Source organism: Staphylococcus sp. Mo2-1 (genome assembly GCF_046721385.1).
In the GTDB taxonomy this organism is placed as follows: domain Bacteria; phylum Bacillota; class Bacilli; order Staphylococcales; family Staphylococcaceae; genus Staphylococcus; species Staphylococcus equorum_A.
Genome location: NZ_JBEUUK010000001.1, coordinates 526821 through 551393, shown reverse-complemented (window position 1 = coordinate 551393; position 24573 = coordinate 526821). Strand labels below are relative to the sequence as shown.

General features: G+C 32.0%; 15 protein-coding genes and 5 pseudogenes. 9 read left to right on the top strand and 11 right to left on the bottom strand.

The annotated features are described in order from the left end of the window. The first annotated feature begins 50 nt into the window (after nucleotides 1–50). Nucleotides 51–959 (top strand): ribonucleoside hydrolase RihC, encoded by a 909-nt coding sequence (gene rihC / locus ABLV95_RS02750; RefSeq protein ID WP_460876319.1) that lies wholly within the window; start codon nucleotides 51–53, stop codon nucleotides 957–959. Nucleotides 960–1112: 153 nt separating this feature from the next. Here rihC and ABLV95_RS02745 read toward each other — a convergent pair. Together ABLV95_RS02745 and ABLV95_RS02740 are read right to left on the bottom strand one after the other, a co-directional pair. After that, nucleotides 1113–2261, bottom strand: a pseudogene (locus ABLV95_RS02745) (serine hydrolase domain-containing protein). Between the two features lie 19 nt (nucleotides 2262–2280). Continuing rightward, nucleotides 2281–3939: a phospho-sugar mutase gene (locus ABLV95_RS02740; RefSeq protein ID WP_427705032.1), complete on the bottom strand. Its 1659-nt coding sequence runs from the start codon at nucleotides 3937–3939 to the stop codon at nucleotides 2281–2283. Between the two features lie 475 nt (nucleotides 3940–4414). Here ABLV95_RS02740 and ABLV95_RS02735 point away from each other — a divergent pair. From ABLV95_RS02735 to ABLV95_RS02720, 4 genes and pseudogenes are all read left to right on the top strand, one after another. Further along, a pseudogene (locus tag ABLV95_RS02735) lies at nucleotides 4415–5720 on the top strand (LCP family protein). Between the two features lie 21 nt (nucleotides 5721–5741). Continuing rightward, nucleotides 5742–6212, top strand: a complete 471-nt coding sequence (locus ABLV95_RS02730; protein WP_460872518.1) for a DUF2538 family protein — start codon at nucleotides 5742–5744, stop codon at nucleotides 6210–6212. Between the two features lie 78 nt (nucleotides 6213–6290). After that, on the top strand, nucleotides 6291–6713 hold the full coding sequence (locus ABLV95_RS02725) for a GNAT family N-acetyltransferase (RefSeq protein ID WP_427705036.1): 423 nt from the start codon (nucleotides 6291–6293) through the stop codon (nucleotides 6711–6713). Nucleotides 6714–6946: 233 nt separating this feature from the next. Beyond that, nucleotides 6947–11902 carry a GW dipeptide domain-containing protein gene (locus ABLV95_RS02720; protein WP_460876315.1) on the top strand — a complete coding sequence of 1652 codons (4956 nt, stop codon included), beginning with the start codon at nucleotides 6947–6949 and terminating at the stop codon, nucleotides 11900–11902. Nucleotides 11903–12046: 144 nt separating this feature from the next. Here ABLV95_RS02720 and ABLV95_RS02715 read toward each other — a convergent pair whose 3' ends face one another. Further along, nucleotides 12047–12469, bottom strand: coding sequence for a MarR family transcriptional regulator (locus tag ABLV95_RS02715; protein ID WP_002508050.1), 423 nt, complete (start codon nucleotides 12467–12469; stop codon nucleotides 12047–12049). 204 nt (nucleotides 12470–12673) lie between these two features. On the opposite strand from ABLV95_RS02715, the gene ABLV95_RS02710 reads away from it, so the two are divergent. Together ABLV95_RS02710 and ABLV95_RS02705 are read left to right on the top strand one after the other, a co-directional pair. Then, the gene (locus tag ABLV95_RS02710) at nucleotides 12674–13678 is read left to right on the top strand and encodes an acyltransferase family protein (RefSeq protein ID WP_460876313.1); all 1005 of its coding nucleotides are present in this window, start codon (nucleotides 12674–12676) and stop codon (nucleotides 13676–13678) included. 123 nt (nucleotides 13679–13801) lie between these two features. Continuing rightward, nucleotides 13802–14966 (top strand): annotated as a pseudogene (locus ABLV95_RS02705) (aminotransferase class I/II-fold pyridoxal phosphate-dependent enzyme). 71 nt (nucleotides 14967–15037) lie between these two features. On the opposite strand, the gene ABLV95_RS02700 reads toward ABLV95_RS02705, so the two are convergent. The 5 genes and pseudogenes from ABLV95_RS02700 to ABLV95_RS02680 form a co-directional block, all read right to left on the bottom strand. Further along, on the bottom strand, nucleotides 15038–15490 hold the full coding sequence (locus ABLV95_RS02700; RefSeq protein WP_002508053.1) for a MarR family winged helix-turn-helix transcriptional regulator: 453 nt from the start codon (nucleotides 15488–15490) through the stop codon (nucleotides 15038–15040). 373 nt (nucleotides 15491–15863) lie between these two features. Beyond that, nucleotides 15864–16683 (bottom strand): annotated as a pseudogene (gene menB, locus ABLV95_RS02695) (1,4-dihydroxy-2-naphthoyl-CoA synthase). Next, nucleotides 16676–17482 (bottom strand): 2-succinyl-6-hydroxy-2,4-cyclohexadiene-1-carboxylate synthase, encoded by an 807-nt coding sequence (gene menH, locus ABLV95_RS02690; RefSeq protein WP_069818229.1) that lies wholly within the window; start codon nucleotides 17480–17482, stop codon nucleotides 16676–16678. The pseudogene menB and the gene menH overlap by 8 nt, the downstream one beginning before the upstream one ends. After that, nucleotides 17469–19152 (bottom strand): annotated as a pseudogene (gene menD / locus ABLV95_RS02685) (2-succinyl-5-enolpyruvyl-6-hydroxy-3-cyclohexene-1-carboxylic-acid synthase). The gene menH and the pseudogene menD overlap by 14 nt, the downstream one beginning before the upstream one ends. Then, entirely contained in the window at nucleotides 19145–20497 is a 1353-nt protein-coding gene (locus ABLV95_RS02680) for an isochorismate synthase (RefSeq protein WP_069818227.1), read from the bottom strand. The pseudogene menD and the gene ABLV95_RS02680 overlap by 8 nt, the downstream one beginning before the upstream one ends. A 189-nt stretch (nucleotides 20498–20686) precedes the next feature. Here ABLV95_RS02680 and ABLV95_RS02675 point away from each other — a divergent pair, with 189 nt between their 5' ends. Further along, nucleotides 20687–21625: a 1,4-dihydroxy-2-naphthoate polyprenyltransferase gene (locus ABLV95_RS02675; RefSeq protein WP_460876310.1), complete on the top strand. Its 939-nt coding sequence runs from the start codon at nucleotides 20687–20689 to the stop codon at nucleotides 21623–21625. Between the two features lie 117 nt (nucleotides 21626–21742). On the opposite strand, the gene ABLV95_RS02670 is transcribed toward ABLV95_RS02675, so the two are convergent. Then, nucleotides 21743–22300, bottom strand: a complete 558-nt coding sequence (locus ABLV95_RS02670; RefSeq protein WP_427705044.1) for a GNAT family N-acetyltransferase — start codon at nucleotides 22298–22300, stop codon at nucleotides 21743–21745. A 175-nt stretch (nucleotides 22301–22475) separates the two neighbouring features. On the opposite strand from ABLV95_RS02670, the gene ABLV95_RS02665 reads away from it, so the two are divergent. Then, the gene (locus ABLV95_RS02665) at nucleotides 22476–22688 is read left to right on the top strand and encodes a TM2 domain-containing protein (RefSeq protein ID WP_427705046.1); all 213 of its coding nucleotides are present in this window, start codon (nucleotides 22476–22478) and stop codon (nucleotides 22686–22688) included. A 715-nt stretch (nucleotides 22689–23403) separates the two neighbouring features. Here the strand turns inward: ABLV95_RS02665 and ABLV95_RS02660 are convergent. Continuing rightward, nucleotides 23404–23652 carry a GlsB/YeaQ/YmgE family stress response membrane protein gene (locus tag ABLV95_RS02660; protein ID WP_069818224.1) on the bottom strand — a complete coding sequence of 83 codons (249 nt, stop codon included), beginning with the start codon at nucleotides 23650–23652 and terminating at the stop codon, nucleotides 23404–23406. A gap of 510 nt (nucleotides 23653–24162) precedes the next feature. Continuing rightward, complete coding sequence (arsC, locus tag ABLV95_RS02655; protein ID WP_427705048.1) at nucleotides 24163–24558, bottom strand: arsenate reductase (thioredoxin); 396 nt, start codon at nucleotides 24556–24558, stop codon at nucleotides 24163–24165. Nucleotides 24559–24573 lie beyond the last annotated feature (15 nt).

Below are 24573 nucleotides of genomic sequence, written 5' to 3'. Positions count from 1 at the left end.
GTAAAATGGATCCATACAATAACAAAATGATTTAGGAGGACTTAACAATTATGAAACAACCAATCATTATAGATACCGATCCTGGTATTGATGATGCCGTCGCTATAAGCATTGCGCTGAATCACCCTAACTTTGATTTACGAATGATTACGACAATTAATGGTAATGTTGGAATTGAAAAAACAACAGCGAATACATTGAAACTTAAGCAATTTTTTGCAAGTGATGTACCCGTTCATAGAGGTTCCTCTCAACCATTACTTTCCGATATTGTAAATGCAAGCAAAGTTCATGGTGAGTCAGGTATGGATGGTTATCCATTTCCTGAAGCAAATGAAAAAGATTTAGCTTCAACACATGCTGTCGAAGCAATGCGAAAAGCTTTATTAAATAGTGAAATTCCTATAACACTTATACCTATAGGTCCATTAACGAATATTGCCTTATTACTTTCTACTTATCCAGAAGTAAAAGATTATGTTAAAGAAATTGTGTTAATGGGAGGAAGCGCAGGACGTGGTAATGTCACCCCTTTAGCGGAATTCAATATTTATTGTGACCCTGAAGCCGCACAAATTGTTTTTAATTCTGGTTTGCCTTTAACTATGGTAGGACTTGATGTAGCAAGAAGTTCAACTTTAAGCCATTCATTTGTAAATAATCTCCAAACACTAAATGAAACTGGTGATATGTTGCATCAAATCTTCAAGCATTACAAAGGCGATGATTTTGAAAAAGGGATTAATGTATACGATGCATATACTGTGCTTTATTTGCTTCATCCTGAAAAATTCAATGTACAGGAAGCTGATGTACAAATAGAAACGAGTGGTACCTTTACAAAAGGTGCAACAGTAACTGATTTCAAATCTCGCTTCCCTAATTGTTCAGTGGTCATGTCCATTCATCCAGATACGTTTGAGGACATGTTCGTCAATGCACTAAAATACTGTAAATAAGTTGAATATGATTTGTAGCATAATATGACTATTATTTATACTTAAGAAAAAACACTCCTAATACTGTCATCAAGTTAAAGGTTATACCTTTACACTTTGCAGTTAGGAGTGTTTTAAATTACTTCACTTTAGGTTACTACAATAATCAAGTAATTAATAACGTTGCCCTACTATATTATAAGGCTTGTCTTGTTTTAGTAATTTATTAAAAATGTGTTTTATCTTTTCCTCATTATTCACATCATTATCTTCATAATTTGTCCCAAGCACCACAATATAGTCGTCATTAAAATATGCCGTAAATACTTGTCCAAAAAAACCACCATTAATTCGATTTTTATTAGGAAGTGAATAAAAACCATAACGATACGCTTTTGGATAACGTGGCGTTAAACTTTCATGTAGTAAAGGCGTTGTTATATTATCTTTGAACAGTTCGTTGTTTTGTAGAGTTAATATCAATTTCCCCATATCATGAGGGGTCATATATAAATTACCAGCGCCGTAATATTGGTTTAAAACATTAGGCTTCTGCTTAACCGGTTCACCTGTATTTTCATCTTTTTTATAGCCTTCCGCCATATCTTTTTTGAAAGTTTCATCATTAAAAAATGCCGTATGCTCCAATCCGTATGGCTTTGATAATCTGTTTTCGAAATTCTTTGAAAAAGATTCACCAGTTACTTCTTCTATCACACGAGATAAAACTAAGTAATTAGCATCATTATATCTATTTTTATTATAAAATTTAGGCTCAATCCCTCTCTACTGTATTGACTGTACTGCACTATCTAAATTTTTATAAGAGGTTGAAGCTTTATATTTATATAAACCGCTTTGATGAAGCATAAGCTGATTTAATGTAATAGGTTTAGATGTTTTGAACCATGGCAAATATTGATTAACCACATCATTCATATTAATTTTTTGCTCATTTTCTAATTGCTTAAGCATTAATCCTGTGGTGAATTTTTGAGAAGATCCGATTAAATATAATGTGTCTGCCCTATTCTTTTCATCTGTTTCAAAATTTTTGAAACCATAGCCTTTATTTAATTTAAGTTGACCACGTTCAAAAACAGCTACAGTGCCGTTAAAATTAACTTTTTCTAAATATTGATGAATCGCGTTTATTTGTGGGTTGTTTTTATCCATTACTGTTTTTAAATTATTCGTATGAATACTTTGGTATTTCGTGTCTTGTTTATTATCTTGATAATATCTGTATCCAATTGTAAAAGTGATTATTGTTAAAATAAAGATTAAAAAAATCATAAGTTGTTTTAGTTTTTTTGATGTCATCTTGTCGCCTCTACATAAATTAATCTATATTTTGAATATAGTCTTTTTCAAATTGATCTGTAATTGCATCTATATCTTCTACATTCAGAGAGAAATAGAGTTTAATTTTTGGCTCTGTTCCAGATGGTCTAAGCGCGATAAATCCATTATCAAAAATAAATCTAATTAAATCCGTTTTCGGTAACGTTAATGCTTCAGTTGTACCCTCTATAACATTTCTATTTTCACCTGTATGATAGTCTTCTATTTGTTTTACATCCATACCACAAATTGAGAATATATCGTTATTTCTAAATTGACTCATTATATTCGAAATCTTTTCTACACCTTCGGCTCCTTCAAATGACGGTGCGAGTGTTCTATCTTTAAATGCACCAATATTTTGATAAATATCTTCCATAGTGTCTTTAAATGTTAAACCATTTTTAGATAATAGATTTTTATATTTAACTAATAAAGGTACCATTTGAATTGCATCTTTATCTCTAGAAATTGATTTCGCTAAATAGCCGTGGCTTTCCTCAAATGCGAGTAATAATTGCGTCTCATTGTCTGCACCTTTTTGCTCAATTAAATCAGAAATATATTTAAATCCAGTCAGCACATTATTAACTTGTACATTTAACGCTAATGCTAATCTTTCTGCTAACTCACTTGTGACGATAGATTTAATAATGTAAAGTGGTGCGCCTGCTTCAACTAATTCTTGGAATCTCAATTTCATAAACAGTAACCCAATTTCATTACCATTAAAATATCTATATTCATTTTTTCCATAACGCTCAATAAAACCAAATCTATCTGCATCAGGGTCTGTAGCTATGATCAGTTGTGCATCTGTTTTTTCTGCAAGTGCTAGGCCGTAATTAAAAGCAGTTTCATCTTCAGGATTAGCAATTTCTACAGTTGGGAAATTACCATCCGGTGTAGATTGCTCTTCTTCTATCACAAAATTTTGGTAATCCAATTCTGTTAATATATTTGAAACTAACGGTAAACTTGTACCATGTAAACTGGTTAATACTACTTTTGCACCTTTTTCATCAATCGAACCTACTAAATCTTTAACTTCACTTTTATATTTTTCAGTTACTTCACTAGTAATATATTTAATTCTATTATTTTCTTTTAATACTTCAAAATCGCCCTTTTTAATCGATAATGGAGATTCTATCGTATTAATATAATTACTAAGTTGTTCGGATTCATCAGGTAATAATTGGCCGCCTTTTTCATCATAAATTTTTATACCATTATAATTTTTAGGATTATGACTAGCTGTTATCATCACACCTGCATCTGCATTCAAATGTCTAACGGCAAATGATAACTCTGGAGTAGATTTATAATCTTCTGACAAAATAGGTATAACATTATTATTAGCTAGCACACTAGCCATTTCTTGTGAAAATGCTTTAGATAAAAATCTCGTATCAAAGTGTATTACTACAGTTGGTGAATCAATTTTACTTCTTAAAAATTGAGCTAAACCTAAAGCCACTTTGCGAATTGTAAATGCATTTAATCTTCCTGGTCCTAAGCCAAAAGTGCTTCTAATACCCGCAGTTCCAAAAGCTAAACTTCCTTTGAACCCTTCTTCTTTTTCTGTTTCTGTTTGTATTTCATAAAAATCTTTCACTAAACTCTCATCTATTTTATCTAACCATTCTTGCTTCATACTCGCTTTTCCTCCTCATATCTTTTGCTAAAGATATATCCATTTCAATTATTATTTTAAAAATATTTTATAGAAAGCATTGTTCTTAAATTATAACGTAGCAAAGCCCTTTTTTCTTATATTTATAATTATTTTGTCATTTCCTTGAAACACAGTTATTGTTCACAAGATGATATTTCTATTATATATTATAGCTCATGTATCGCTATAAATCATTTCTAAGCAAATGACAATTTTGTTAGTTTCTACTGATAAATTCCAATATATAAGCATTATACTTCACATACCCTGATTTAATTTTACTTTAAACTTGAAAATAACACATTCATAGTTGATATTTACTAGCTATAGTAATAAAATTATAAGTTATAGTACATTTTCTTCTTTACAAATATTTAATATAGTTAAAAGAGCTATAACATTTAACGATAATATAGTAACATGTACAAAATCATATACATGGGGAGCTTCAAACATGAATAAATTTTTAAAATATTTTTTAATATTTCTATCTTTAGTTCTTGTCGTTGTTCCGGTTATATTTGCTATCATTCTACTCAAATCATCTCAAGGCGCTTTTGAGAATTCTTTTAACGATGGTGACTCCTCTAGGAAATCAAACATTCGTGAATCTAAAGTCGATCCTTCTAAAGATCCTATTTCTATCTTATTTTTAGGTATTGATGGAAATAGTGGACGAGAAAAAAATGGGCAAAGTACTGAACAATCAAGAACCGATGCAATGATTCTTTCAACATTTAATTCCGATAAAGAACAAATAAGAATGCTAAGCATTCCACGTGATACAATCAGTTATATTCCAAAAGTAGGTTATTACGATAAAATCACGCATGCACATGCTTATGGTGGACCTACAGCTTCAATGGATTCTGTAGAAGCTACTTTAAACGTACCGGTTGATTATTATGTACGTATTAATATGGATGCATTCGTAGATGCTGTTGATGAACTTGGTGGCATTGAATATAATGTCCCTTATGACATCAGTGAACCAAATACTGATGACAGTGGCAAAATAAAAGTTGAAAAAGGACATCAAAAACTAAATGGCGACGAAGCATTAGCAGTCGCTAGAACACGACATCATGATTCTGATTTAAAACGTGGTCAAAGACAAATGGAGTTAATTAAAAAACTCTTTGCTAAGGCACAAAATGCTCGGTTCCTTTAGTAAACTAGATGATGTTATTGAAATAGTTGGGAATAATTCAAAACATAATTTAAGCTATGATGAGGTAAAAGCTCTTGCAACATCTTATTTAAAAGATGATGTTGAAATCAAAAGTAAACAACTTGAAGGTGAAGATGATTACTTAAATGGAATCTATTATTACAATCCAGATATTAATAGTATTCAAGACACTTCAAATTTACTACGTGATGATTTAAATTTACCTAAGATTGAAGATACAAGTGATTTCTTAAATCAACGTGTCACTGATTTTTATGGTACACTCGTACCACAAACAGAGTTAGACAGTAGCCTACTTAGAAAAAATCAAAATGATACTACCAATGATGAAGATGAAGACAATTCATCTGAATTAAATAACACTGAAAACAACGATAATTCACAACAACAGAATAGCGACCAACAACAGACTGATCCTAATCAACAACAAGTAGACCCTAACCAACAACAAAACAATAATAATCAGCAACAACAGAATAACAACATGCAACAAACTGATCCTAATCAGCAACAGGTAGATCCTAGTCAACAACAAAATGCTCAAGAAGTACCAACTAATCAATATTAACTGTGGAGAGGAGCTCACTATATGTCACGCAAAACATACGAAAAACTTGCTCATGTAAACGGAATGTTTAATGTTTTAGAACAACAAATGATACACAGCAAAGATATGGCGCTTTTTAGAAATGAATTTTTCTATGTCAATCATGAACACCGTGAAAACTATGAAGCTTTACGCATATACTATAAAGATAGTGATAACAACCCTATCATCGATGGTGCATGTTATATTGTTGGACTTCCAGAAATATTCGAAAAAGTTGATGTTTTTGAATCAGAATTACCGTTTTCGTGGGTTTATAATCAAAATGGTATAACAGAAACAATGAAAGAAATTAGCGTACCTATCCAATATCTTATTGCGGTCGCATTAGAGGTTACAGATGTTAATTTATTCAGACCGTCTGGTTTTACTATGGGTATGAATAATTGGAATATTGCTCAAATGCGAATTTTTTGGCAATATACTGCGATAATTAGAAAAGAAGCACAATAATCAATAAATTAACGCCCTATCATATTAAACTTTGATAGGGTCTTTTTTTAACCAAAATAAATGAAATGAGGAATTGTTATGTTTAAAATTGTTACCACGCCTTCCATGATGGAAGATGCATACAGTGTTCGAAAACAAGTATTTGTTCTTGAACAAGGTGTACCGTTAGAAAATGAAATAGATCAATACGAAGCTATTGCTACGCATATCATTGGATATGATGAAAACAACATCCCCTTCGCCACTGGTAGATTTCGTCCTTATGACAATGCCGTTAAAATAGAAAGAGTTGCTATTATTTTATCTCATAGAAAATCTGGATATGGCAAACTACTCATGCAATTTTTAGAAGAATCCGCTAAAAATCAAGGCCATCATTCCTTAATGCTAAATGCACAATGCCATGCTCAAACTTTTTATGAATCTCTAGGATATAAACCTTTTGGAAAGATTTTTATTGAGGAAAATATTGATCATATTGCTATGACAAAATCAATTTAACCCAATTTAATATGTTTTTGTATTTATATTGCAACTATCTTTTGTAATATTTCGATTTGTGTAATATTTCAATATTTTCAAAATTAAGCTTTATAACGCATTAAATCAGATGTTATAACTTTTCCAAAACTTAATTAGATTAATTTTATATTACAAATCAGTAAAAAGTAAACCACTCCTCCAAAAGTCGTATTATAATAGACATTAAATTATATAGTTAAAGGGGCAGTTTAATGACTAAGAAAAAGTTTACTTATAAAGTACCGTCGATGGTAGCACTAACGTTAGCAGGTACAGCTTTAACATCTCATCAAGCACAAGCTGCAGATGACGTACAAAATAAATCTACAAACGAGAATGTGTTAGATGATAAGAATACACTTAAACAAAGTGAACAAATCAAATCTGAAGTTAGTAAACCTACCACTAATATTTCAGGTACACAATCATACCAAGACCCTACACAAGTTGAACAGACCTTAGCAAACGAAGTTAATACTTACGATGCAGAATTAGATGAGTTGAACTCTGAGCAAACACCAAGTCAAGATACATACAATCAACAAACTTCAGGCCAAGAAGACCAAGCGAATACGCAATCTGAGGCTAATGAAGTAACTGAAAACACTCAGGATTCTGAAGATGCTCAAAGTATTGAACAAGAGCCCGCTCAAAACAATACTTCTTCTGACCTAAACCAACAAGATTCCGAAGAGACTCAACAATCTGTAGAAGATACTTCTAATCAAAATATTCAACACAACGAAGGCAATTCAACTGATGATGCAACTACTGCAGTTGATAACAGTCAAGCTGTTGAAAATACGCAAACTACTGAACAAAATACAGCTCAGGACAACACTTCTTCTGACGTAAACGAACAAAGTTCTAAAAATGCTCAACAATCTGAGGAAAATACTAATGTTCAAAATAATGAAGATAATTCAACTGATGATACAACAACTCCAATTAATAACAATCAAACTGTTGAAAATACGCAAGCTACTGAACAAAATACAGCTCAAGATAACACTTCTTCTGATGTAAACGAACAAAATTCTGAAGATACTAAAGCTACTGAAGAAGACACTTCTAATAAAGACGTTCAAGACAATCAAGCTAATCAAAATTCTGAACAAAATAAAGAGGACAACACTTCTTCTGATGTAAACGAACAGAATTCTGAAGATGCTAAAGCTACTAAAGAAGATGTTTCTGACAAAGAGGTTCAAGATGATGAAACTAATCAATCTACTGAACAAAATAAAGAGGACAACACTTCTTCTGACGTAAACGAACAGAATTCTGAAGATGCTAAAGCTACTGAAGAAGATGTTTCTAATGAAGACGTTCAAGATGATGAAACTAGTCAATCTACTGAACAAAATAAAGAGGACAACACTTCTTCTGACGTAAACGAACAGAATCCTGAAGATGCTAAAGCTACTGAAGAAGATGCTTCTAATGAAGACGTTCAAGATGGTGAAACTAGTCAATCTACTGAACAAAATAAAGAGGACAACACTTCTTCTGACGTAAACGAACAGAATCCTGAAGATGCTAAAGCTACTGAAGAAGATGCTTCTAATGAAGACGTTCAAGATGGTGAAACTAGTCAATCTACTGAACAAAATAAAGAGGACAACACTTCTTCTGACGTAAGTGAACAAGATTCTGAAGATACTCAACAGTCTGAAGAAGACGCTTCTGATAAAAACGTTCAAGATGATGAGGATGCTACAGCTTCTGAAGATAATAAAGAAGACAACACTTCTTCTGACTTAAACGAACAAGATTCTGAAGACGCTCAACAATCTGAAGAAGATACTTCTTCTGACTTAGACGAACAAGATTCTGAAGATACTCAACAATCTGAAGAAGATACTTCTGATAAAGACGTTCAAGATGATAAGGATGCTAAAGATTCTGAAGATAATAAAGAAGACAACACTTCTTCTGACGTAAGTGAACAGAATTCTGAAGATGCTAAAGCTACTGAAGAAGATGCTTCTAATGAAGATGTTAAAGCTTCTGAAGATAATAAAGTAGATGCCTCTTCTGACGTAAGTGAACAAAGCACAAGCGAAGATAGTAAGGCAACATCAACTGCAACTAAGCCTAGTACGCCAAGTACTACTGCGACAACAGTAAGTACAGAAGCTACTCCTAAATTAAGAGTAGCATCAGCTAATGTAAATAATACGCTTTCAACGCGTTCTGCAATAACAAGAGAAGCAGGCACAACAAGTTCTCTACCAAGATATAGTCCACAAGTGAGTTCATCACTTAATAACTATATTCGTAACAATAACTTCCAAGCTCCAAATTATGAACAAGATATTGCAAGTTATTTACCGCAATATAATTATCGTTATGGTAAACCAGAAGGTATCGTTTTACACGAAACTGCAAATGATAACTCAACTATTACTGGTGAAATTAACTACATGAAGAATAATTATAATAGTGCTTTTGTTCATGCATATATTGACGGTAATCGTATTATTGAAACTGCAAATACTGACTATCTTGCTTGGGGCGTTGGTCCAGTCGCAAACGATCGATTTATTCATGTTGAGTTAGTTCATACACATGATTATGATTCATTTGCACGTTCAATTAACAATTATGCTGATTATGCGGCAACAAACCTACAATATTATGGTCTTTCACCAGATAGTGCTGAGTACGATGGACAAGGTACAGTTTGGACTCACCAAGCCGTTAGTACTTTCCTAGGTGGTTCTAATCATACGGACCCTCATGGTTACTTAGCTTCATATAACTACAGTTATGATGAATTATATGACCTAATCTATGAAAAATATTTAATTAAAACTGGTCAAGTAGCACCTTGGGGAGCAACATCTTCAGGTAGTACTAGTGGCAAAGACGAATCTACAAATACAGATGGTTCTAGCAATACTGGTGGCTCAGGTAGTACGGGTGGTTCTAGTAACACTGGTAGTACTGTTACCCCACCAAAAACAGGTTCATTAACAGTAGAAGCTAATAATGGTGTTGGCCGTATTAATACTACGAATGATGGCTTATATGCAACAGTTTATGACCACCAAGGTAAAAAAACTGATCGTACAAATCAAACACTAAAAGTTACAAAATCAGCCAAAATAGGCAACGAAAATTTCTATTTGGTAATTGATTATAATAAAGGGAACTTAATTGGTTGGGTTCACCAAAATGATGTGGATTATAATACAGCTAAACCTGTTACTGCGATAAATAAAACTTATAATATTAAACCAGGCGAAATTTTATATACAGTCCCTTGGGGTACTAGCTCTCAAAAAGCTGGAACTGTTTCAGGTAACGCTAACCAAACATTTAAAGCAACGAAACAACAACAAATTGGTAAAACAAACTATGTTTATGGCTCTGTAAATGATTTATCTGGTTGGGTAAGTTTAAGTAAGTTGTCTTCACCAAGTTCAACTGTTGCCCCACCCGCAAATACAGGTCAATTATCAGTAACTAATCTTACTAACCAACAAGGTACTGTAGCCAAAACAAATCATGGTGTCTACACTTCAGTTTACGACAAACAAGGTGTACAAAAACCATATGTGAATGGCAATACTTATAAATTAAGTAAAAAAGCTACACTTGGAAGTAATAGTTTCTACTTAATAACAGATAACAAAACGAATAGTAATATAGGTTGGATGCAAACCGGTGATATTACAGTTAATGAAGCCGCTACTAAAAATACAGCAAACCCAACTCAATCAGTAAGTAAAATTGGTCAATTAAATAATACAAATTCTGGTATTAAGACTAAAGTTAATGATACAAAAGCCAAAGATGCATCTAAATTATCAGGCCGTACATTTAACGTTACAAAAAAACGTACACAAGGCGATAACACTTACGTATTAATTCAAAATTCTAACCAAAACACACCATTAGGTTGGGTTAATACAAAAGACATCAATACACGTGATTTAAGTAAAACATCTGCTAAAAATGGTCAATTCACAATTAAATCTACAAATAATGGACTTTATGCAGTACCTTGGGGTACAAAAGCTCAACAATTAGACTCATTAAAAAATGTGAAAAACAATCAATTTAATGCTTCTAAATCAGTTAAAGTGGATAAAGATGAATACGTGTACGGTAATGTTAATAACAAGACTGGATGGATTGCGGCTAAAGATTTAAATACAAATACAAATAATAAAGTTGCAACCGAAACTCAAACATCTGACGTAACTAAATCGGCAGTTACACCTTATAAATTTGATTATGTTATTTATAATGCTGATGGTAGTTATTACTTAGATCCAACTTCTAATCAACCAGCAGGCTCATTAAATGATTTCTATGAAAGTATCTTTACAGTATTCGAGAAACAAGTTGTCAATGGTGTGACTTGGTATCACGGCAAACTATCTAATGGCCAAATGGTTTGGATTAAAGAAGAAGACTTACGCAAAGAGTTAATCAAATATTATCAATCTGGTCTAACGCTAGATGAAGCTGTTGCAATTCAAGCAGGTTTAAAAACCAAACCTCAAATTCAACACACACCAGGTAAATGGGAAGATGCTACACCTATCGAAATAAAAAATGCTATGGATACTGGTAAATTAGCACAAGACCCTACTCAAAAATATCAATTCTTACGTTTAGATAAATCTCAAGATATTGCTTCAGCAGATTTAGATAAACTTTTAGTTGGTAAAGGCATTTTAGAAGGTCAAGGCGAAGCATTCAGTGAAGCGACTAAGGCTTACAATATAAATGAAGTTTATTTAATCTCACATGCTCTATTAGAAACAGGCGATGGTACTTCAAAACTTGCTAACGGTGGCGATGTAGTAGATGATAAAGTCGTAACAGATGGTCCAAACAAATATTATAATATGTTTGGTATCGGAGCAGTTGATAGCGATGCAGTTAAACAAGGTTTCGCTACTGCCAAATCTAACGGTTGGGATACAGTTAAAAAAGCAATCGTTGGTGGCGCTAAATTCATCTCAAGTTCATACATCAGCCAAGGTCAAAATACACTTTATAAAATGCGTTGGAACCCTGAAAATCCAGGTGAACATCAATACGCAACTGACGTAAGATGGGCAGAGCACAATGCCACACGTATTAAAGGGTTCTATGATTCAATGGGTAAATTAGGTAAATATTTTGATGTAAATACTTATAAAGCTTAATTTACACCTACAATACTATATTTTCTTTTATACAATTAAAATAAGAGTACATGATCACTCAACAGATATTTTCTATGAGTGATACATGTACTCTTAAATTTTTATTTATTGGTGCTTTCATATAAATTAATCAGCCCCAATAATCTAACGTAAATAAGCATGACGAACGTTTAATTTATATAGCAAATGGTTTAAGTCTTCTATATCTTGTGAAGTTAAATTTTGGCAGCGCGCTTCAATTAAAGCTACCCTTACCTCATTAATTTGTTGTACAAGTTCCTTTGTCTTATCCGTTACCATTAAATCTTTACATCTCAAATCTTTATTAGATTGTTTACTAGTTATGTAACCCATTTGGCAAAGTTTTTTTATCCAACGTGATACAATTGATTGTTCTTTATTAATTTTCATAGTTAAGTCATATTGAGATAAAACTTCATAATTGTATAAAATTCTTAACATTTCTAATTGCTCTGAAGTTAAATCTGTACGTTGGCCAAACCTTCTACTTACTAAGTTCAAATCGTTACTCGTCAGTGTAATTAATTGTTCTAGTTGTTTGTACATGTTGCTTCATCTCCACTATGTTAATTTACTTGTTACTACCAATCAAATGACACTATTATATTTCTTAATATTATAATGTCATTCTACATAATATACAATAATAAAATACAAATCGATCTATTTTGTTGCATTTCTCATATGATTTATAATAAATTAGTATCAGTGATTATAAAATTCACCCGGCACTTTTAAAGGAGAAAAAGCATGGCACAATTAAAAAAGAGAGATTACTTTTTTGACAATGCAAGAGCAATATTGATTTTTCTTGTTGTCTTTGGGCATTTATTACAACCTTACAATGAAGCGAGTACATATCTATCGTCGTTGTACTTAACAATATACAGCTTTCATATGCCGACATTTTTATTTATTTCTGGTTACTTTGCAAAAAAAGCAGGAGAAGCTGGTTATTTAGAAAAAGTCTCTAAAAAACTATTAATACCTTATATTATTTTCTTTGGTTTTTTCTCTATATATTATTATTTAACTGGTAAAGAAGATAGCGTTCAATTCGATCCTTTCGATCCAGTGTTCGCACTTTGGTTTTTACTTACATTATTCTTCTTTCATGTGATTTTAGTAATTGTTAAAGACTATAAACCTTATTTTGTCTTACCAATAGCAATCATTTTTTCATTATTTGCTGGTTATTCTGACAATATTGATAATTATTTGAGTTTTTCAAGAACGATTATGTTCTTTCCGATATTTTATTTAGGTTATTTATTTACAAGTAAACATACTCAAATTTTACGAAATAAAAAGTTCGTCCCTATTGCTTTTATAATTTTAGTGACTTTCTATATAATCTATACCATTCATCCAATCAATTCAGACTGGTTGTTAGGTGATTCGCCATATATGTCATTAGAAGGGAAACAAGATCTTTACAGTCCGTTCAAAAGATTACTCCTTTATTTTATTATTTTAGCAACAATGTTTTCTTTCTTGAATTTAATACCTGAAAAAGAAAAATTCTTTACTTATATAGGACGTAGAACAATGCATATCTATTTATTACATGGTCTTGTAATCGGAGTGGTTCGTGGTTTCGGTCTTCATCCGTTTAAAGATGAAATATCTGTTTTAACTTATATTTATCTTTTAAGTGCAACATGTTTCATTGTTTATATTTTATCGACACGTTTTGTATCAAAATGGACAAACCCAGTTATTAATTTGCAGTCACCTTCTAAATTCAAAGGTTAATAAAAGCTTTTACCGAATTGTATTTATTTTAAATATGTTATGATAGAAATAATTTGATGATATCTATTAATCATACATATAAAAATACAATTCGGTATTTTTAATCTCGAGGTGAAATAATCAATGAAACTTTCTTTAAACAATAATGCTAAATATTTAAGCGCACCAAGCATACGTCAATTTTCAAGTCGTATTAAGAACATTGATAACTGTATCAATTTAACAATTGGCCAACCAGATTTTCCTATGCCAGATGTAGTTAAATCTGCATATATTAATGCGATAAATGAAGATCAAACAACCTATTCGCATAATAAAGGATTATTTGAAACAAGAAACGCTGTAAGTGAATATTTTGAGCAACGCTATCATTTTAAGTATAGTACTGAAGAAATTATTATTACTAATGGCGCTAGTGAAGCATTAGATACAGCATTACGAAGTATTATTAATCAAGGCGATGAAATTATTGTTCCTGGCCCTATTTATGCAGGATACATTCCTTTAATTAAAACACTGGGTGGCGTTCCAATTTTCATAGATACAACTCAGTCTCAGTATAAAATCACTCCTGAGGCCATAGAAGCTCATATTACGAACAATACAAAAGCAATATTACTTAACTATCCAACTAACCCTACTGGCGTCATATTATCGTATGATGAGGTTCAAGCAATCACTGAGACCTTGAAAGATAAAGAGATATTCATAATTAGTGATGAAATTTATGCTGAAAACACATTTAGTGGAAAACATACTTCTTTTGCAGAATTTGATGCTATCCGCGATCAACTTTTACTCGTAGGTGGTTTAAGTAAATCACATTCTGCAACTGGTATCCGTATTGGATTTTTAATTGGACCTGAGTACTTAATTGAAAAGTTAACATTTATGCATGCTTATAATTGTATTTGTGCAAATGTACCGAGCACAAATTGCTTGTATTGTCGCTTTAAATGAAGGCTTAGAAGCACCACAATATATGAATAAAGCTTATATTGAACGTCGTGATTTTTTAATTCAAAAATTAGAGTCTCTCGGATTTGAACTTGATGCTAAGCCAGAAGGTGCTTTTTATATCTTCCCTAGCATCAAAAAATTTACTGATGACGATTTTGAATTTTGTATTAATGTACTTGAAAAAGCACATGTAGCAATGGTACCAGGTTCAGCTTTTACTGATTTAGGTAAAGGTCATGTACGTATATCCTATGCTTATGAACTTGACGCCTTAAAAGAAGGTATGAGAAGACTTGAAGAATTTCTTAAGAAATACTATCAACAATAATTTTTTATTATAGACACAAAAGCACCCGCTAAATGTTGAATTATCTTCAATGTTTAGCGGGTGCTTTATATTTATAAATCTTCATTTTTCTTAAAAACATTTTTCTCAGCAAACGCTTTTAAAATTTGATAATAAGTAACTGACTCTTCACCTTCCATATCAAATTGTTGAATAACATCTTCGGAGATTTTGCTGAATTCTTCTTTAAGTTTCAAACCTTTTTCTGTTAATCTCACTTTAACTCTACGTTCATCTTCTTCTGTTCTGATTCGATTAATTAGGTCTTTTTTTTCTAAACGTTTAATTATAGGGCTTATAGTACCAGAATCTAAATAGAGTTCATCACATAACGTTTTAATATAAACATTTTTATCGTTTTCAATATAAAGTAATACAATATAGTTAGGAAAGCTTATATCATACTGTTTTAAGTAGCGATTAAAACGATTTACAACTTCTTTACTCGTAATATAAAATAAGTAGCACATTTCTTTTCGTATTTGGTCGTTAGCGTCTGATGCCATTGTTCTCCCTCATTTCTTTTCATTATAATATTAATATATTTTTAAATTATAGTCAAATATATTATAACTATTAAAAGAGTTTTTTAAACAACGTATTTCTAACTATAAATTGATACACTATCTTATTTTTATATAAAAATAAAATCTATGTAATGATTCCAGTTATTCATCTTTTTTATTCTTTTACTATGGGCAAAATCACTGAATAAAGTCACAATAATGGATCGAAATCATATCTTAGATAATTCCGTATAAAGATACATAGTAAAGTCGAAGTTGTACTTGCGCAAAAGCGCAAAAAAATGTCGACAAAGTCTGATACTTTGTCGACAGTATATGTTAACCTCTCAATAACGGTTAATATAATAATTCCTTACGGGAATTTAGGGAATTGATCAAAATCAGGATCACGTTTTTCTTTAAACGCATCTCTACCTTCTTTTGCTTCATCCGTTGTATAGTAAAGTAATGTTGCATCTCCGGCCATTTGTTGAAGTCCAGCTAAGCCATCTGTATCTGCGTTCATAGCAGCTTTTAAGAATCTTAAAGCAGTTGGTGAATGTTTCTTAATATCTTCACACCATCTAACAGTTTCATCTTCTACTTCGTCTAGAGGTACTACTGTATTAACTAATCCCATATCTAATGCTTCTTGTGCATTATATTGGCGACATAAATACCAAATTTCACGTGCTTTTTTATGTCCTACGATACGAGCTAAATAACCAGAACCGTAACCGAGCATCAAATGATCCTACTTTTGGTCCAGTTTGACCAAAGATGGCATTATCTGCAGCAATTGTTAAATCACATACAACGTTTAATACATTGCCGCCACCTACTGCATAACCTCTTACCATTGCGATAACTGGTTTTGGAATTACACGAATAAGTCTTTGTAAATCTAATACGTTTAAACGAGGAACTTGATCTTCACCTACATAGCCACCGTGGCCACGTACTGACTGGTCTCCACCAGAACAAAATGCTTTATCTCCCTCACCTGTTAAAATAATAACAGCAACACGTTGATCATCACGTGCTTTAGTAAATGCGTCCATCATTTCTTGTACCGTGTTTGGTGTAAAAGCATTACGCACTTCAGGACGATTAATTGTTACTTTAGCGATTCCATCGTAATATTCATACTTAATCTCTTTATATTCTTTAATTGTTTCCCACTGTCTAGTCATTTTGCTCCTCCTTTTGAATAAAACCTAATACTATTCTATCAAATTCTGCCATTTCTTCCACATGAACAGTATGTCCACTCTGTGCTATTTCAAAAAGTTCAGTTTTCGGTATAATTGAAACTATTTTTTGAGCAATTTCACAAAATTTACCATCTAAAGTTCCAACAATAATACATGTCGGGATTTGTATTTGATTCAATTCCGACCATAAATTAGGCATGTTGCCAGTACCGTAATCTCTCAAAGCTTTTGCTAATCTTGATGCGTCTTGGCGCATTCTCATGTTACGAATACTTAATTTAGTAATCTTATCTAAGTCATGTTGTGTATAAAATAGTGGCAGTTTTTCCCAATCATTAACAAAAACTTCTAATCCTGCAATTTCTAATACTTGGGCACGTGCATAATCAACTTGTTGTCTTTCTATCTGTGCTGTTTGATCTTCAATGCCTGGAGATGTACTTTCCAAAACAAGACCTGTCAATTTAGTGTTGCCATGAATTGCATGATACAACGCTATTCTACCACCCATTGAATAGCCATGTAAAAATAATTGATATGCACTAAACACTTCTAGCGTTTCATCTAACTGTTGGCTAATAAAAGGAAAGTCCCATTCTTGATTAAATGGAGATTCATCTACACCATGTCCAGGCAAGTCAATTGTTACGATATTTACGCTTTCTTTCAACATTTGAATATGATTATCAAATGCGTGCTGATCACTAATAAATCCGTGTAGCATCACTATTAATTGATTGGTTGATTGATTCGCTCGATGAAATTTATAATGTAACATTGATAATATCACTCAACTTTTTATAGAGTTTAAGATGTTGTTGTAGGTTATCTTCTCTATGCGTCATAATTTCATAAATATGTGCGCCAAATTTGGATAACTCAGTGTATTTAAATGCTTCAATAGATTCAAATCGTTTAAATGTAAAGTCGTAAAGTAGCGCAGTATGTTCAAAATCCAATCCTGTTGGTGTGCCAAATAATCTTTCGAAATATGCATCAGCTGTATCTTTCTGTGGTAAATATGAAAAGATTCCCCCACCATCATTATTTAATAACACTATATTCAAGTTGATATCATTTAATTTAGACATGAGTAAGCCATTCATATCATGATAAAAGGCTAAATCACCAATCAACAATGTCACTTTCTTGTGCACCGCCATGCCTAATGCTGTTGAAGTAACACCATCGATACCGTTAGCTCCACGATTTGAATAAATCTCTGCTTCACAGTCAGTAAACAAATTATCTACATCACGAATTGGCATACTATTACTCACAAATAATGCATCAGCTGTTGTTAGTTTGTCTAGTACATTTGCTACGTAAGCCGCTTCATCTGTCGCAGTTCTCACATAATCTTTAATTTCAACTTTGGCATGTTTCTCTAATGATTGCCATTTTTCTAACCATTGCTTCCGTTCAACTGTCGTCGTCTCAGATAATTGTCTAAAGAAATCATTTGCAGACATCTCGTAAGAAACATGAGGTGTTATTGGAAATGCATCTGGTCTATCGTTATTCTGCACTAAAATTTGAAATGCCTTCGTCTCTTTTAACCATTGGTTTATTTTTTTGGAAATAACTGGTTTACCTACTCGAATTATAAAATCAACATCCACTTCCAACCCTCGCTCTAAATAAAAGATCATAGGTTGTTATTACATTAGGATGATGCTCACGACGTAATTGACTTAGTGGGTCAGCAAGTATAGGCATATCATGTATCGTCGCAAATGTGAGTATTTGATCTACATCTTGATGCTGCATATCGCCAACGATAATAAGACCTTTGCGTTTTTTAACAATTACATTTATTTCATTGAGACTCGTCGTTTTTTGGTAATGTGGCATAATCTTCGTATCTGAAGTTAACCATTCAACTTTTTCTAAATCAGGTGTCAGTGGCTCTCTAAATGGTAAATTCAGATGAATTGGACCTCGATGCGGGCCATATAAATACTGACTCGCTTTTTGTAATTGGAATTTAACTGTATTCGTCATAAAGTCTTGGTCATCATTACTATCAGCAATTGGGAAATCAAATTGATATTGTGTATAATTTGCAAACATATTTGTTTGATCTATTGCTTGTGGTGCCCCAATACCTCTGAGTTCATGTGGACGATCACTTGTTAGTACCACAAGTGGTAAATGACTCAAGCTACTTTCAGAAATGGTCGGTGTATAATTCGCAGCAGCGCTACCAGATGTACAAAGAATCGCAACTGGTCGCTCACTGCCTTTCATTAATCCCATCGCAAAGAAAGCGGCACTACGTTCATCTGGATGAATCCAAGATTTCATTTTAGGGTGTGCTTCAATTGCAATTGCCATTGGTGTTGAACGAGATCCTGGACTTATCACTATTTCTCTTATTCCGTATGCATATAGTTCTGAAACAAAAGTAAATACCTGTTTTGTTAATGCAGTTGTATGGTTATTCATATTTCTCGACTCCTAATGCTTTCATCATTGGGCTAAATTTAACAGCAGTCTCTTCTACTTCACTATCCGCATCAGAATCACTTACAATTCCACAACCAGCAAATAATGTTGCTTGATTTTTCTTAATCAACATAGATCTAATTGCAACGATAAATTCACAATTATCATACATGTCAATATAGCCAACTGGCGCGCCATAAAGCCCACGTGTTCCAAACTCATTTTGTTCAATATATTCAATTGCTTCCTCTTTTGGGTAACCTCCAAGTGCCGGCGTCGGGTGAAGATTATCTAATAAACCAATGTAAGATTCACTAATCAATTGTCCTTTAATTTTCGTATACAAATGATACAAATGATCATTTGTTAAAATTTGTGGCTTTTCATTGTAAGTAATATCTTCTACATACAATTCAATGTCATTCAATATGCTATCTACTACAAAGCGATGTTCATTTAAGTTTTTTTCATCATTTAAAAATGCATTTATATTTTCATTATCCACATCATCTTGATGTGTACGTTTAATCGTACCCGCAACTGCTTTTGTAGATAATATTTCATCATTAATTTCCATTAATTGTTCAGGTGTTTGTGAAAAGAATACACTGTCTTGTGATTCTAATACAAATAAGTAACTATTATGTTCACCTTGTGTTGCTTGGTTTAAGATATAAGGGATGTTTATATTTTTATCAAACATAATCAATCGTTTTCTTGCAAGCACAATTTTTTTGTTTTCATCTAATATATCTATTGTATCTTTAACTAAATCACGCCACTCATCTTTATAAATATCCTCAATGCGTTTAATTTCACCTTTTTCAAAATCTGGGCTAACATTTTCTTGAGTTAACTTATCTATAATCGTTAAAAATGAGTCAATTTCAAATTGATCTGCTTCTACAGTATAGGTAATATACGTGTTTCCTTCTTCCATAGTTACCAATACTTCAGGTAATATAAAATGATTAATACCAAATTCACGCCACTCATCTCCAGATTTATGTGTTGAAAATTGAAATCCGCCACAAATTTTTAAATGATGTCGTTCTGAATTTGGATGAATTAAATCAATATCACTTTTATATTTTTCCCATTCTCGGAAAATAGATTGTTTACTTTCAAAGTCATTTTTAAATCTTTTAATAGCATGATAGCCAAAGAATGAAGTTTTGTTGTCATTTTTTTTAAAATAAAAACGGTCTCCTGCACTGTCTTCCGTAACATGGAATAATACAGTAGGATCTAATTCATAATTTAATTTTGCTTCTACAGAAACCCAAGTATGATTACTTTCGTATACCGCTTCGACAATTTCACTTTCCTTGACGTCCAAAGTCATCTATTTCACTTCTTTCATTTATCAGTTTGCACTCATTATAATATTGTACCACTTTTCACAATATGTGTATGGTATCTAGCCTATTTCATTTATATAATTTTCACGTTATTTGACCTTTACAAGTTCTTCCATTAAAATAAATTTGATAAAAAATATTTTAATATAAAAGAATTCGAGGTATAAAATTTTATGGCATCTCAATATCAACAATATTCTACTGTCAGAAAATACTGGCACTTAATGAGACCACATACTTTAACCGTCGCTGTGGTACCAGTACTTGTTGGTACTGCTACTGCAAAAATATTCCTACTCGGTAGTGAAGATCATCTAAGTCTTGCTTTGCTTTTAGCCATGTTAATCGCTTGTTTATTAATTCAAGCCGCAACAAACATGTTTAATGAATACTATGATTTCAAAAAAGGATTAGATGACCACACTTCTGTAGGAATAGGTGGTGCAATCGTTCGAAATGGCATGAGTCCTAAGTTAGTCATGAATATAGCCATTGCATTTTATGTCATTGTCGCTTTACTAGGTCTATTTATAGCCATCAACAGTTCGTTCTGGCTCATACCAATTGGACTCGTGTGTATGGCAATCGGCTATTTATATACGGGTGGGCCGTTCCCAATTTCTTGGACTCCTTTTGGTGAAGTATTCTCTGGAATTTTCATGGGTATGATTATTATTTTAATTGCATTCTTCATTCAAACAGGTAATTTACAAAGTCTAGCTGTTTGGATCAGTCTTCCAATTGTTATAACAATCGGTTTAATCAATATGGCTAATAATATTCGTGACCGTGTTAAAGATAAAGAAAGTGGTCGTAAGACATTACCTATTTTATTAGGTAAAAATAACTCTATACGCTTCTTAGCATTAATGTACATTGTCGCGTATGCATTAGTTATCTATATTACGTTCTTCCAACCTGGTGGTTCAATTTTCTTTTTACTTGCTTTACTGTCATTCCCGCTACCTATCAAGGCTGTACGTAGATTCAAAAAGAATGACACGCCGACAACTATGATGCCGGCAATGGTCGCAACAGGAAAAACGAACACATTCTTCGGTCTACTGTATGCACTTGGTATTTATATTAGTGCTCTGCTCGGTGGTATTTAATATATTTCTCAACAAACAACTTTAACCAAGCAATCAAATAAAGTAAGTATTACTTTTTCGATCTTCATACTCATGAAGATCGATTTTTTTACTTTTTAAACGAATAAAAATAAAAGCTCAGGCTTTTACATGAACCATGTGATAATGCATATGACCATATAAATCAAATTCACTTGTAGGTTGGAACCCTAATTTTTTATAAACATGTAACGCTCCATCATTGAGTAAATCACAATTTAAGCTCCATTTTTCTTCTGGATACGTCTCTAATACATGTTTAATTAATTTAGTAGCGACACCTTGCCCTCTGAATTCTGGAAAGGTAGCAACAGTTTCTATATACCATTCATCATCATTAGCTTCTTTCATTGGCATCGGCGTTCCATAAACTCTAATATCTTCATCTAATTCCATATCTAACCAAGCCTTTTCAAGCTCTAACTCTTTATCACCAGGGTATGCAATTAAGCAACCCGCAATTTCACCATCGATTTCGTATATCCAAGTGTTACTATAATGGCCTCTATATTGTACATCCACCATACTTTGTTCCATAATTTTTAGTAATCTCTCTTTTTCAGTATATTCCACTAAGTCAATGTCTAATTGACTCCAAATGATATAACATAATTTTGCAATTTCATGCTTATCGTTAGGTTTAGCTTTTCTAATCATTTGTATGCTCCTTATTATGTTTATTTAACTATATTATATATGAATTAAATAAAAAGTTCGAAACAATAATTGGCTTTTTACGAGAATTCGTTTTTCATTAATTGTTTTCGATTGTTGAATCGCTTAATATAAGAGATAATTAAGATAATAATTTTAAAATGAAAGGACTAGACATATGAAAGTAAATAAAGTCATTTACGTTATACTTGCATTTATACTCGGTTGGTGTGGCATTCATAAATTTTACTCAAATCAACTTTTACAAGGTATTGTACATTTAGTGTTCTTTTGGACAGGCATTCCATACGTTATCGCTATCATTAGTGGTATCATTACGATTTTCTTTAACAAAGCAGATGAAGACGGTCTTATTTCTTTTGGAAAATAAGCATTATTTTATTAAAAGTTAAAAATTTTTCTATTTTCTCCAATATTCCATCGAAAATTGGGTAAAGAAACTATACAGCAAATTAAGGAAATTTGAATTGTAACTTAGGAGGATTAATAATGAAAAATATTATATCACGTGTTTTCAGATCTGTAGTAGTAGGCTTTATTATAAAAGGAATCAAAAACTTAATAAGTAAAAAATAGATTTCACATACATTGAAGTTTACGAAAAAATAAAAAAAGCTAATCGTTTCTAAAATAGAAAACGGTTAGCTTTTTTATTTGTACAAAGACGTATCAATATTATCAAAATTTAAAAAACACCCACCAAATGGTGAGTAACAGAGTGTCGACAAAATCTATGACTTTGTTGGCAGTTTTTTGTGCACGCTTTCCGCGGGCACTGTCTCAGCCTGTAGTCTTCGACTAGTGCTTTCCCGCAGGAGTCGGCCCAAATCACTACTGTTTTTAAAACAAAAACAATATCATCAATTACAATTATTCATTGACTGCATTCATATAAAAGCAAAAACACAAAATAAATATATAATTGAAGTAGAAAAAATATTTATTCCATTTCATGTAAGAATTAAACAATGAAATGAATGAACAAATATCCCCTCAAGGAATAGTATCTATTAAAAAAACCAAATGCTTTATAGCAAATGGTTTGTCTAAGTACTAACACCCACCAAATGGTGAGTGGTTATATACTATTTTCTAATTGCTTTCATAATAAGTGAAACAATTAGGATTAATACGATTGCCCCGATTAATGCTGGTAAGATTGGAACGCCACCTAAAACTGGACCCCAAGTGCCTAATAATCTACTACCTATAGCTGAACCGATTAAACCTGCAATAATATTACCAATAATTCCACCTGGAATATCTTTACCTAAAATTGCGCCGGCTAACCAACCGATTAAACCGCCTACTATAATCATAATAATAAAGCCCATATATATCTCTCCTATTTTCTTAATTTACCACATTGCATAGCTTACCACTTTTTTTGTTTGTATACAACATCACAAACAATATTTATTGTAAAAACAAAAGAATTTTGCAACACTTTCCATAAATGACCTATCTTCAAATCTGCTATAGAGGCGTTTTATAATATTTTTATGTTTTTTTACAACATCAAGTATATTAATCATGCAATATCTTGAGTTAAAATCAAAAAATTATTGCCTCGTATTATTGGTAAAGATCTAAGCATATCTAATTTTTATAATCTTATTGCTTATAATATACTTTTTCCCTAGTTAGTTCTTAAAAAACATTACTATTATTTAAAACTTAAATTCCTATCTACTGTAATTATTAATACATCGCTATTTTGACATAAAAAAACTTCAAAGTTTTCACTTTTAGTGTCTACTTTGAAGGTTTTTATTATTTTTCTGATTTATTTCATACTCATTTTTAAGTTTTTCATTTAAAAATAACAAAATAAATTTAAATGCTTATAGTTCATTAAATCGTTTAATTGTATCGCCTATTTCATCTCTTACACGTTGAAATTCTGACCATGCTTTACCTGCTGGATCATCAAAGCCCCAATGTTCTTTTTTTACATTAGGTGGGATAACTGGACAATTATCATCAGCATCACTACAAAGTGTAACAACGAGGTCCGACTGTTTTAAAATATTACTATCAATCATATCGGATGTATGATTTGAAATATCAATGTTTACTTCTTTCATCGCTTCTATCGCCTTGGGGTTTACGCCATGCGTTTCGATACCTGCTGAGTAAACATTCCATTCTTCGCCGAGTATTTCTCTTCCCCAGCCTTCAGCTATTTGACTACGACAAGAATTACCAGTACATATAAAGTAAATTGTTTTTTTATTCATCTATTACTACCTCTC